Below are 11,774 nucleotides of genomic sequence, written 5' to 3' on the forward strand. Positions count from 1 at the left end.
TCTACGAGCTCCTTTGGGTCAAATCAATCATCGTTACTTCCAAAATATGCGGCAGCTCCATCATTTCTTCGATCGTCCCCTCAGACGGAGTCGTGTCCAGTTCAAAGACCGTCATGGCCGCACCGCTGCGTCCTTTACGATCGACATCCATGTAACCGATGTTGATGCTTTTCCGGCTGAGCAGCGCCGTCAGGCTGGCCAGGACGCCTTGACTGTCAGAGTGCATAACGGCAATGGTTGGATATTCGCCGGTAATCTGCACGTCGAAGCCGTTCAGGGAATATACCGCGATGGTCCCGCCCCCGATGGAGGCCGCAACGATCTCCGCTTTGCGCTCGCCTGCAGACAACGTGATTTTCACGGAATTCGGGTGAGGACCATTTCCCTTTCCCTGCACCCATTCCATGCTCATGCCGGCTTTTTCCGCTTCGAGGTCCGCTTCCGGAATCCGTTCATCGTCCGTATCAAAGTTCAGCAGCCCTGCGGTCAGCGCCAAATCCGTACCGTGCCCCCAGTAGGTTTCGGCAAAGGAACCGAACAATGTCATCTTCGCCTGTTCCGGCTGGCGTCCGAGCAGCTGACGCGCCACACGGCCGATCCGGACGGCGCCCGCGGTATGGGAACTGGAGGGCCCGACCATGGAGGGACCAATGATGGAAAATACGTTTTTGAATCTCAAGGTCTTCCACGCTCCTGTAACATATTCATATCAGGAAATGGTACAATCTTCAAAATTACCAGCAAAAAAAGGACAGCAAAAAAGGTGTGCAGCACCTTTTCTCTGTCCTTTGTACCTGAGAGTTTGGTCGGAATCCTGTGATTCCGCGTTCCCCTTGGGTGGCTGACGCTCTCTCCAGAGCTGCGTCCGGCGACGGTTCCTTGTACCTGAGAGATTAGCCGCGCGGCCTGCGCGTACCTGCAGCTTGCTCCTTCGGTGCCGCCCCGATTTCCGGGCGGTCTCTCCCTTTCGCCTTCATCCGCTATATATGAATTTCAATGACATGTGCAACCATTTACGATCCTAATCCCCTTAAGAATAAAGCAGAGCGAGCGCCGGTGTCAATATAACGTCCCGTGTCCAATTTCCTGAAGGGTCGGCCACCATATTGGCAGGAATTGAAGGTATTGTCTCTTCTTCTCGTATGAATGGGAAACAGCTTATACTAGTGCCTGAATCTCCCCGCCTACAGCTGCATGCCGCTGCGCATATACTCCATGGCGCCGAGCGCGACGATTCGCTTGGGATCTTTTACGGGAGCAATCAGACAGCCATTGAACATATCCGGCAGCGTATGCTTTTTCGCTGTTTCAAGCGCATGCTCCATATACCCCGGATACGTGGCCGTACTGCCGCCAATGACAAGCGCATCCGGATTAAACAGATGGATCACATTGGTTAATGCAAGACCGAAATGCGCGCCTGCCTGTTCAAGCAGCTTCAGGGCAGATGGCTCCTCGCCGTGAATGCGCTCAAGAAATTCCTCAATGCCGCAGCCCGCCTGCATCAATATGCCGATCCCGCCCGCGATGCTGTCCAGCGTTTTAGGACCGTTCTCGGTATGCGTGACACAGTAGCCCAGTTCTCCGGCAAACCCATGTGCTCCCGTAATCATGCGGCCTTTCGAGTAGACGCCGAGCGCAATGCCTGAACCTGCCATGATCACGGCGATCGTGTCCTTGTCCTGATAGTTGACGGTTTCCGCGACGGTCGCAGCTTTAACGTCATTGATGAAGCGTACCGGAAATCTTCCCCCTCCGAAATAATCCGCAGACAGGCCGTTCAGCGAGCTGATATCCGAAAACTTGACCTGGTGGTCCCCTTCCACGAGACCCGGCACGGCCATGCCCAAACCTTCCGGCACAAACGGCAAACCGTCGATAAAGGAGTCAATATCGCGTTTCAGCCGCTCCTTCGGGCAGTCCAGCCCGGTCGGTACCTTCTTCTCAATATGTTCCCCGTTCACCTGCGCATAAAGAAACATTTTCGTGCATCCCATGTCTATGCCAACCACTCGATCCATCCCTATTCCCTCCCAATAGTTCATAAATGGACACTCCTGAGAACATTGTACCTTGCCCGGCTGCAAATCTGTAGCACGAATTGAACGAAAAGAAGACACGGCGTTAGGACGGTAATTCTTTGGCATTGAAACGGTTCCCCGCCTGATTTCCTGTTGACACAAAGCAGGGCTTTGAGTATTAATGATAATAAGACAATTCAATAGCGGATGAAGGTAATGGGAGAGATTGCTGCTTGTTGGTGACGCCGAAGGAGTAAGCCTTTGAAGAAGGTGAATCTCTCAGGCAAAAGGACCATTATTGGACGCGTCTCTGGAGAGAATTCTTAAGCGAAAAGAATCACCCAAGGGGAAACTTGCTGGCCGGTACGGAAATCGCAATGAAAGCCTTTTCCTTTTTTGGCCCGGAATCAGCAAGGTAACTCTCAGGTACCAAGGACAGAGCATAAGTTCAGTATGCCGGATAAAGGCATGCTTGTTCTTCTGCCTGTCCTTTTTGCGTTGCGACCAAAGAGATTCTTATTTTCTATTAAACGAAAAGAGAAGGTGATGACGTGTCCGAGCTTAAACGTACTCCGCTTTACCCTCAATATTCGCAAATTCCCGGCGTGCGCTGCATTGATTTTGGCGGCTGGGAGCTTCCTGTCCAGTTCAGCGGGATCCACAAGGAGCATGAGGCTGTCCGCGAAGCGGCCGGCCTGTTCGACGTATCGCATATGGGCGAATTCTTGGTGAAAGGGCCTCAGGCCGAGAGCTTCATCCAGCATGTTACCGTTAATGATGTCAAGACCCTCGTTCCGGGGCAGGCGCAGTACAGCGCGATGTGTTATCCGGACGGCGGCGTCGTGGACGATCTGCTCGTCTACAAGCTTGAAGAGCAGTCCTATATGCTGGTCGTGAACGCATCAAACATCGACAAAGACTGGGAATGGCTGCAGCAGCATCTTGAGGATGGCGTGCAGTTAACCAACGAATCGGAGGGAACGGCCCTGATCGCGCTCCAGGGACCGAAGGCGGAGAACATTCTGTCTCCACTTGTCAGCGAGGACCTCAGCAAGCTTGGCGCGTTTCACTTTCTGCAGCAAGTGCCGCTGCTCGGCGCATCCGTTCTGCTCTCCCGAACCGGCTACACCGGCGAAGACGGTTTTGAGATTTACCTGCCCGCCGCCGATGCGCCGTCCGTATGGAAGGGACTTCTTGAGCATGGCGAAGGCAGCGGTCTGCTGCCTGCAGGACTTGGCGCCCGCGACACGCTCCGTTTTGAAGCCAAGCTCCCGCTCTACGGCCAAGAGCTGTCTCAGGACATCTCTCCGCTGGAAGGCGGCATCGGCTTTTTCGTGAAGCTGAATCAGGCGGATGATTTTATAGGGAAAGAAGCGCTCCAGCGGCAAAAAAACAATGGCGTTCCCCGCAAGCTGGTCGGCGTGGAAATGATTGAACGCGGCATTCCCCGTTCGCATTATCCCGTCTATGCCGGAGACAAGCAAATCGGTGAAATTACGACAGGCACCCAGTCTCCCACGCTGAAGCGCAATCTGGGACTCGCCCTGATCGACAGCAGCCATGCCGCGATCGGTACCCCGCTTGAAGTAGATATCCGGGGCAAACGCCTGAAAGCCGAAGTCGTTAGTGTTCCATTTTACAAACGAGCCCGAAAAGGAGCTGACTCCCAGTGAAGCACCGTTATCTGCCCATGACCGAGCAGGACCAGCAGGAAATGCTGGCAACCGTCGGTTTGGAATCCATCGATGATCTGTTCAAGGACATTCCGGAAGAAATCAGGTTCAAAGGCGATCTTCCCGTATCCAAAGGCCTTGACGAATATGCCCTGACCACCCATTTGTCCGCGCTTGCCGCGAAAAATGCGAACACCGACCAATATCCAAGCTTCCTCGGAGCCGGGCTGTACGACCACCATATTCCTTCTGTCATCAACCATGTCGTATCCAGATCGGAGTTTTACACCGCTTATACTCCATACCAGCCCGAAGTCAGCCAAGGCGAGCTGCAGGCGATTTTCGAGTTCCAATCCTATATTTGCGAGCTGACCGGCATGGCCGTAGCCAATGCAAGCATGTACGACGGAGCCACCGCGCTTGCCGAAGCAGGCTCTCTCGCAAGTGCTGCCACCAAACGCAGCAAGCTCGTCGTCTCATCCGCCGTTCATCCTGAATCCAGACAAGTGCTGCATACGTACGCTCACGGCCTGGGACTCGAAATCGTAGAGGTAGCTTTGACAAACGGCGTAACCGACATGGATGAACTGTCCAAAGCCGTTTCCGACGATACCGCTGCCGTGCTGGTGCAGAATCCGAACTTCTTCGGGTCTGTTGAGAATCTGGCTGCCATCGGCGATTTGGTCCATGGGTGCAAGGGCCTCATGATCGTGAGCACGAACCCGCTATCCCTTGGGCTTCTGGAAGCACCCGGCAAGCTTGGCGCCGATATCGTTGTCGGCGACGCCCAGCCGCTTGGCATCTCTTCCTCCCTGGGCGGTCCTACCTGCGGATTCTTCGCCGTATCCAAGGATCATATGCGCAGAATGCCGGGGCGCATCGTTGGCCAGACGGTGGACCGAAATGGCAAACGCGGCTTCGTGCTGACCTTGCAGGCACGCGAACAGCATATCCGCCGCGAAAAGGCTACCTCCAACATTTGCTCGAACCAGGCGCTGCTCGCCCTTTGCGCTTCCGTCTACATGTCCGTCATGGGCAAACAAGGCATGATCGAGGTCGGACAGCTGAACTTGCAGAAGAGCCATTACGCAGCCAAACGCCTTGCTGGCGTGCCCGGTGTAACGCTGCCCTTTACATCCCCATACTTCAACGAGTTCGTGATCAAGCTGCCTGAAGGCGTCTCTATATCCGCCGTGAACGCGAAGCTGCTGAAGGAAGGCTTCATTGGGGGCTATGATCTCGGGCGTGCTTATCCGGAGCTGGAGGGCCATATGCTGGTTGCCGTGACGGAACGCAGAACCAAGGAACAAATGGACCAATTCGCATCCTTGCTGGAGGGCTGTTTATGAACCAGGAAAAAGCACTGATATTCGAGCTGAGCCACCCGGGCCGCATCGCCTATTCCCTGCCGGAGCTAGACGTCCCGGCCGAGGCGACCGAATCCATGATCCCGGCCTCCATGCTGCGCAGCGAGCCGGCTGCGTTGCCGGAGGTATATGAAGTAGACGTCATCCGTCACTATACGGAGCTGTCGCGCCGCAATTTCGGCGTGGATAACGGCTTTTATCCACTGGGCTCCTGCACGATGAAATATAATCCGAAGGTCAATGAAGACGTCGCACGTTATCCCGGCTTTGCCAAAATCCACCCCTACCAGCCTGAAGAGAGCATCCAGGGCGCCCTGGAGCTCCTGTATCAGCTGCAGGAGGACCTGGCCGGGCTCACCGGCATGGATGCAGTCACGCTGCAGCCGGCGGCCGGCGCCCATGGCGAATGGACCGGCCTGATGATGATCCGGGCTTACCATGAAAGCCGGGGAGAAAACCGCGATAAAGTTATCGTGCCTGACTCGTCGCACGGCACGAATCCGGCGAGCGCCTCTGTTGCCGGCCTCACAACGATCACGATCCCGTCGACCGACAAGGGCCTCGTTGATCTGGAGGCTCTGCGCGCAGCCGTGGGCAGCGACACCGCCGCCCTGATGCTGACCAATCCGAACACGCTTGGCCTGTTCGAAGAGCAGATCCAGGACATTGCGGCGATCGTGCATGAAGCGGGCGGGCTATTGTATTATGACGGCGCCAACTCCAACGCAATCATGGGCATCACCCGTCCAGGCGACATGGGCTTTGACGTCGTACATTTGAATCTGCATAAAACGATGAGCACGCCGCATGGCGGAGGCGGTCCCGGTGCGGGTCCCGTAGGCGTCAAAAGCCTGCTTGCGCCGTTCCTGCCGCGTCCGTTCGTCTCGAAAAGAGAAGACGGATCCTTTACCCTGGATGGCGGAAATGATCAATCGATCGGCCGCGTGAAGGCCTACTACGGAAACTTCGGCATCCTGGTACGTGCTTACACCTACATGCGCAGCTACGGTCCGGAAGGTCTGCGCCGCGTATCCGAATGCGCCGTGCTGAACGCCAATTATATGATGAAACGGCTGGAGCCGTACTTCGATGTACCTTATCCGGGCATCTGCAAACATGAATTCGTCATGTCCGGAACGCCTCTGAAGAAATACGGCGTGCGCACGCTCGACGTAGCCAAACGGCTGCTCGATTTCGGGTATCATCCGCCGACCATCTACTTCCCGCTGAACGTAGAGGAATGCATGATGATCGAACCGACCGAAACCGAAAGCAAGGACACGCTTGACGCGTTTATCGATACGATGATCCAAATCGCCAAGGAAGCCGAGGAGCAGCCGGAGCTGCTGCTGAACGCCCCTTACGACACGCCAGTGACCCGGCTGGACGAAACGACAGCGGCGCGTAAGCCTGTGCTGAATTGTGCCTGCAGCTGATCGGTCTTCATCTTTATTCATGGCAACCCACGTTCTCTGCCAAACGACTCTTTCAATTTGACTGCAAGCTTGAAAGCCATCATAAAAAGCGCATTCCCTCGCGGAATGCGCTTTTCTTTAAATTCATCGGTGAAGTACAAATGGAGCATATACCTTAAGTACTATATTATTCCTTCGCCGCTCCGGCCTCCAGGCTCACCAGGTCAGGCACAGGCTGCTGGGCAACTACCGGAGCTGGCCTGGACTTGCCGGTCAGGTTCTTGATCAGGCTCTCCACATCGATGCCGGACACGTTCTTCAGCATTTCAGGTGCCGTGGACATCAGCTCGGTGACATAGTTGCTCACGCGTGCTGCCCCTTCGCCTTTTCCAGTGTCGACCACCGTAAGCTTGTCGATCGAGGAGATCGGCTGCGCGATTTTACCTGCCAGTTCAGGCAGCATCTTGACGATGATATCGAGTACGGCGGCTTCGCCGAACTTCTGGAAAGCTTCCGCGAGCTTCTCTTTCGCCTCGGCTTCGGCCAGACCGCGCAGACGGATGACTTCCGCTTCCGCGGTACCCTTTGCGCGCTCCGCATCGGCTATAGCCTGACCTTCCAGGCGCTTCTGCTCCGCAGAGGCCTTCGCCTGCGTCTCGATGGAGTATTGCAGCGCGTCGGCTTCGCGCATTCTCCGTGCTTTGTCCGCCTCGGCCGCCTGCTCTACTGCATAGCGGTCGGCGTCCGCCTTTTTCTTCACTTCCGCGTCATACTGCTTCTGGCGAACCATGATTTCTTTCTCCTGCAGGTCAATTTCGCGTTCCTTGCGTACCAGCTCTACCTTCATTTGCTCCTCGACCATGGTCTGCTTGGCGCGCGCCTCCTGAATATGATACGCCTGATCGGCTTCGGCCTTGGCGGTATCCTGATCCTTTTTAAAGGAGGCGACCTTCAGTTCCTTCTCTTTCGATGCTTCCGCGATATTCGTATCCCGCAGCAGCTCGGCTTTCTGCCCTTGCTCCTCGGCATTGGCTTTCTGAATCCGCGCATCGCGCATCGCTTCGGCTTCCGCAATTTCCGCATCCCGTTTGACGGCTGCAATTCGCGGTTTACCCAGCGCGTCCAGATATCCCTGCTTGTCGCGAACATCCTTGATGGTGAAAGAAACGATCTGCAGACCCATTTTCTTCAAATCGCGTGCGGCCACGCCTTGAACCTCCTGCGCAAATTTATCCCGGTTCCGGTACACTTCCTCTACCGTCATGGAGCCCAGGATTGCGCGCAGATGCCCTTCCAGCACTTCCTGGGCCTCGCCCTTCAGCGCTTCAATCGGTTTGCCGATGAACTGCTCCGCCGCTGTTGCCACGTCTTCGATCGAGCTGCCTACCTTGATGATGGCAACGCCGTCCGCGATGACCGGTACCCCCTGCTCGGTGTATACTTCCGGTGTTGACACGTCCAGCTTATGGGACAGAAGCGAGATAAATTCAGATCGCTGAAACACCGGCAAAATAAAGGCACCGCCCCCGCGGACGATTTTGATTTTGCGTCCGGATTCATCCTCCGCAATGTTTTTGTTCCCCAGGAACGAACCCGTCACGATCATGGCCTCATCGGGTCCAACCGTTTTGTAACGGGCCCAAAAGGCTAAACCAAGAACAATTATAACCCCTACCACAATCGCCGGGATCATCAGGTACTCAGGTAATTCCATTAAACAACATCTCCTCTTCTCTCATCTAATTTGGTGACGCGCAGTACCCCATCATGCACATCGACGACGACGACTCGCGTGCCGGCAGACAGCAGGTGACGCTCAAAACTGGATGCAATATGAACGGTATTGCCGGCGCCGAGCTTGATCATGACCTCGCCAAAACCCGTTTCGGGGATCGGAATGGTCACTTCGCCAATGCGGCCGGAAAGCTCGCGGATGGAATAACCTGTGGAGTTCTCGCTGTTGTCCATCGGCTTCACGTAAAATAAATAAACGAGCGCCGAAATCACGACAGCAACCACTACCGAGAGCAGAATCGTAATCATACCGCCAAGCTCCGTGTAATGCGTCAATAAAATGCCCGCTCCGCCAAACACCGTTACCGCGCTTGCGATGACCATCGGCTTCAGGAAATCGACCGATAAAAAGTCGAGCAGCCCGTCTAGGGCATGACTGACCAGGTCTCCAAGCACGACACTAACCACCGCAAACAGGATTCCGCCTGCCAGACAGCTCAAAAAAAGCGTTTCCATGGTAGCATCCTCCTAAATATGTTCCAAACTGTCTATATAAGGATATACGTATGAAGGTTCGATCTTGTTTCAAAACTTTCCTGCCTGATAAAATACTGGAAAGAAAAACGTCGTTTTTTGATAGCATGGGAACTTTACGGTCGGTCGATTGTCTACTTTATCAAGAGGGGGGATACGTATGGAAAGCGCCGGCGGCATCATGATCTCTGATGATCCTTATGACGCGCTGCAGGAATTAATGCGGGATTATGGTCAGGATGTCTGGCATTTCGCCTTTGTGATTACGAAGAACAAAGAAGCGGCCGACGATATTTCGCAGGAAGCGTTCCTGAAAGCCTTCAGGCATTGGAGCGGATTCGAGAAGCGAAGCTCGCCCAAGACCTGGCTGCTCGCCATCACACGCAACTTGGCGCGCAATTGGCTGAGATCCCATTCAGTAAGAAGAATCGTGCTCTTGGACCGAATGGATGATCGGAATAGCGCCGGCTCCGCGGAGAGCGAATATATGGACCGGTGGACGACGCAGACCATCTGGCGCCATGTGCTGGAGCTGCCCGCGAAGTATCGGGAGGTTCTTTTGCTTGAAGCGCATTACGGACTCGGCTACAAGGACATATCCAGCATGCTTGGAATTGCGGAAGGGACGGTCAAATCACGGATTCACCGGGCCAGGAAAAAGATGGAGAACGCGATGAAGGGAGATCTCACTTATGAAGAGTTCTGAACCGCATTGGTATGAGGAACTGAAAAAGCCGCCTTCTGACCGGAATATGTTCACGCCGGAAATGGAGAAGCGGGTGCTGCGTCACCTAACAATCCAAGGCAAACGGCAAAAACCATTTATACGCTTCGGGCTGTTTGCCGCCGTTTGCGCTGCCGTCCTTGCCACTGTCATTGTACTCTCTTCTTCCGGAAAACTGCCAGCTGTCAGCAAGCTTGCAAGCATGGCCGGGATTCCTTTGAAAACCAGCACGCCTAAAGATTGGCAACCCCACTCCTTTTATAAGGATGGGCCTAATTTACTTCTGGAGGCTTATCCTGGAGGAGATTTCAAAGCCGGTCAGCGGGCCGGAAGCTGGTGGAACATTCACGAGCCTTATGAGGAGCTGCAGTACTCCACGATCAAAATCACGGCCACCCATCGCCAGAGCGGGATCGTCGTAGACGAACTGCCGGAGACCCCCGTCGATAAAAGCATGATCTATGATGATTTCGTCCGGGTATCCTCCGACTTTGCGCTTCCCCTTCCCGGGACCTGGAGGTTCGATGTATGGATCGATGGACAGAAGCTGGGAGATACCGTATTCGAGGTTTCCGATTCCGATTGGCAGGTAAGCCCCCGATTCGAGTACGAGAAATCAAAGCTCAGAGGAAACCAGGGCAGGAGCGGGTATGTTTCAAGCGGATTCATTGCGGGAAGCGGCAATAAATTTCTGTGGCATCTTTGGGATACGAAGGAATTGTCCGGGCAGCTGCTCGTCAAAGCCGTTAAAAAGGATACCTCTCAAGTCCTTACCATTCTTGACACCAAGCTCAGCGGCAGCCAGAAGCATCAATCGGTGCCCAGCACCATGGAACTACCCGAAACGGGACTGTGGAGACTGCTGATTTATGTGGACGGCACATTTTTTGACAGCATGGTCGTGAAAGTGGAAGCAACCTGGACGGATGAGCAGGATTAAAATAAGAGATCAAAAAAAGGCTTCCCGAGTCGGGAAGCCTTTCGAGTGTTACCTTACAGCGACATTTTATAAATTTCAACCACGTCTTCTTTATTAAGCGTTCTGAATTTGCCGAAAGGTCCGAAACGAACCGTCTTCTCGGCCATCACGTCGATGTGGCTGGCATCGATATCATAGTCAGCCAAGCGGCTTGGCGCACCGATGGAGCTCCAGAAATCGCGAAGGGCTTGTATCCCCTCCTCGCCCACCTGCTCGGCGGTTTTGCCGGCCGGGTCGATATGGAATACGTTCACGGCAAGCTGCTTGAAGCGTTCCGGGTTCGTATGAAGGTTATATTTCATCCAGTTCGGGAACAGGATGGCCAGGCCGCCGCCATGCGGGATATCGTATACAGCCGATACGGCATGCTCGATGTTATGGGTAGCCCAGTCCCCGGCATAGCCCATGTTCAGAATACCGTTCAGCGCCATCGTACCGCAGTACATAATGGTTGAACGGTCCTCGTAATTTCCCAGATCGCCAATCAGGCGCGGCGCCGTTTCGATCACGGTCCGAAGGATGGTCTCGCAGAACCCGTCCTGCACCGGTGTGTTCGTCTCCGGATGGAAGTAATGCTCCAGCACGTGGGACATCATGTCTACCATGCCGTACACGGTCTGGTCTTTAGGCAGTGTGAAGGTGTTTACCGGATCCAGAATCGAAAAAGCCGGATAGGCATGCGGGCTGCCCCAGCCCATTTTTTCCTGCGTCTGTTCGTTGGTAATGACCGAGCCGCCGTTCATTTCCGAGCCGGTTGCCGCAATCGTCAGCACCGTTCCGAGCGGAAGCGCATCTTTCGGAGCCGCTTTGCGCTCCACGAAATCCCACATGTCGCCTTCGTATTTGGCTCCAACGGCAATGGCCTTCGCGCAATCGATGACGCTGCCGCCGCCAACGGCCAGAATGAGATCGATGTTCTTTTCGTGGCACAGCGCTACGCCCTTATGAACCGTGGACAGGCGCGGATTCGGCTCGACGCCGCTCAGCTCGCTAACCTCGGCGCCGATTTCCTTCAGCAGACCGATGACGTTATCGTATAGGCCGCTGCGCTTGATGCTGCCGCCGCCGTAAACAAGCAAAACGTTCTTGCCGTACTTTGGAACTTCGTTCTTTAATGTATCAAGCTTGCCTTTGCCAAAGATCAGCTTGGTTGGATTATGGAATTCAAATGGATTCACTACAGGATCGCCTCCGGGTTAAAAAGTAAATGTTGCTCAACTATTATACCCCTGTATGCATATAAGAAACAAACCGCCCTGATCCGAATACACGGAAATGGACGGTTTGCCTTATCGAAACTTGGCCGGAAACGGCCTATGAACGATAG

Annotated in this window: 10 protein-coding genes and 3 riboswitches; of the genes, 5 read left to right on the plus strand and 5 right to left on the minus strand. The window is 54.5% G+C overall.

Annotation, left to right across the window (positions count from 1 at the left end):
* Position 1: 1 nt before the first annotated feature.
* The gene (gene sdaAB / locus ACTHPM_RS11045) at positions 2 to 679 is read right to left on the minus strand and encodes an L-serine ammonia-lyase, iron-sulfur-dependent subunit beta (RefSeq protein WP_440395212.1); all 678 of its coding nucleotides are present in this window, start codon (positions 677 to 679) and stop codon (positions 2 to 4) included.
* A gap of 184 nt (positions 680 to 863) precedes the next feature.
* Positions 864 to 976, minus strand: a riboswitch (glycine riboswitch).
* A 208-nt stretch (positions 977 to 1,184) separates the two neighbouring features.
* On the minus strand, positions 1,185 to 2,021 hold the full coding sequence (locus tag ACTHPM_RS11050) for an ROK family protein (protein ID WP_440395213.1): 837 nt from the start codon (positions 2,019 to 2,021) through the stop codon (positions 1,185 to 1,187).
* Between the two features lie 207 nt (positions 2,022 to 2,228).
* Positions 2,229 to 2,326, plus strand: a riboswitch (glycine riboswitch).
* Between the two features lie 3 nt (positions 2,327 to 2,329).
* A riboswitch (glycine riboswitch) is annotated at positions 2,330 to 2,462 on the plus strand.
* Between the two features lie 110 nt (positions 2,463 to 2,572).
* Here ACTHPM_RS11050 and gcvT point away from each other — a divergent pair.
* From gcvT to gcvPB, 3 genes are read left to right on the plus strand one after another with little or no spacing between them, the layout of a single operon-like run.
* Positions 2,573 to 3,694 carry a glycine cleavage system aminomethyltransferase GcvT gene (gene gcvT, locus ACTHPM_RS11055; RefSeq protein WP_440395214.1) on the plus strand — a complete coding sequence of 374 codons (1,122 nt, stop codon included), beginning with the start codon at positions 2,573 to 2,575 and terminating at the stop codon, positions 3,692 to 3,694.
* The gene (gcvPA, locus tag ACTHPM_RS11060) at positions 3,691 to 5,043 is read left to right on the plus strand and encodes an aminomethyl-transferring glycine dehydrogenase subunit GcvPA (RefSeq protein WP_440395215.1); all 1,353 of its coding nucleotides are present in this window, start codon (positions 3,691 to 3,693) and stop codon (positions 5,041 to 5,043) included. Before gcvT ends, gcvPA begins: the two co-directional genes overlap by 4 nt.
* Positions 5,040 to 6,497 (plus strand): aminomethyl-transferring glycine dehydrogenase subunit GcvPB, encoded by a 1,458-nt coding sequence (gcvPB, locus tag ACTHPM_RS11065; protein ID WP_440395216.1) that lies wholly within the window; start codon positions 5,040 to 5,042, stop codon positions 6,495 to 6,497. The genes gcvPA and gcvPB overlap by 4 nt, the downstream gene beginning before the upstream one ends.
* 166 nt (positions 6,498 to 6,663) lie before the next feature.
* On the opposite strand, the gene ACTHPM_RS11070 is transcribed toward gcvPB, so the two are convergent.
* On the minus strand, positions 6,664 to 8,190 hold the full coding sequence (locus tag ACTHPM_RS11070) for an SPFH domain-containing protein (RefSeq protein ID WP_440395217.1): 1,527 nt from the start codon (positions 8,188 to 8,190) through the stop codon (positions 6,664 to 6,666).
* Positions 8,190 to 8,726 carry a protease gene (locus ACTHPM_RS11075; protein WP_440395218.1) on the minus strand — a complete coding sequence of 179 codons (537 nt, stop codon included), beginning with the start codon at positions 8,724 to 8,726 and terminating at the stop codon, positions 8,190 to 8,192. The genes ACTHPM_RS11070 and ACTHPM_RS11075 overlap by 1 nt, the downstream gene beginning before the upstream one ends.
* 178 nt (positions 8,727 to 8,904) lie before the next feature.
* Between ACTHPM_RS11075 and ACTHPM_RS11080 the strand changes: the two genes are divergently transcribed.
* Together ACTHPM_RS11080 and ACTHPM_RS11085 are read left to right on the plus strand one after the other, a co-directional pair.
* A complete protein-coding gene (locus ACTHPM_RS11080; protein ID WP_440395219.1) occupies positions 8,905 to 9,450 on the plus strand; it encodes an RNA polymerase sigma factor in 546 nt (181 codons plus the stop codon).
* Positions 9,437 to 10,408, plus strand: coding sequence for a DUF4871 domain-containing protein (locus tag ACTHPM_RS11085; protein ID WP_440395220.1), 972 nt, complete (start codon positions 9,437 to 9,439; stop codon positions 10,406 to 10,408). The genes ACTHPM_RS11080 and ACTHPM_RS11085 overlap by 14 nt, the downstream gene beginning before the upstream one ends.
* 53 nt (positions 10,409 to 10,461) lie before the next feature.
* Here the strand turns inward: ACTHPM_RS11085 and ACTHPM_RS11090 are convergent, their stop codons facing one another.
* Positions 10,462 to 11,625 (minus strand): iron-containing alcohol dehydrogenase, encoded by a 1,164-nt coding sequence (locus tag ACTHPM_RS11090; protein ID WP_440395221.1) that lies wholly within the window; start codon positions 11,623 to 11,625, stop codon positions 10,462 to 10,464.
* Between the last annotated feature and the right edge of the window lie 149 nt (positions 11,626 to 11,774).

The sequence above is a fragment of the Paenibacillus sp. SAFN-054 genome, assembly GCF_051966755.1.
Lineage (GTDB): Bacteria > Bacillota > Bacilli > Paenibacillales > Paenibacillaceae > Paenibacillus_AQ.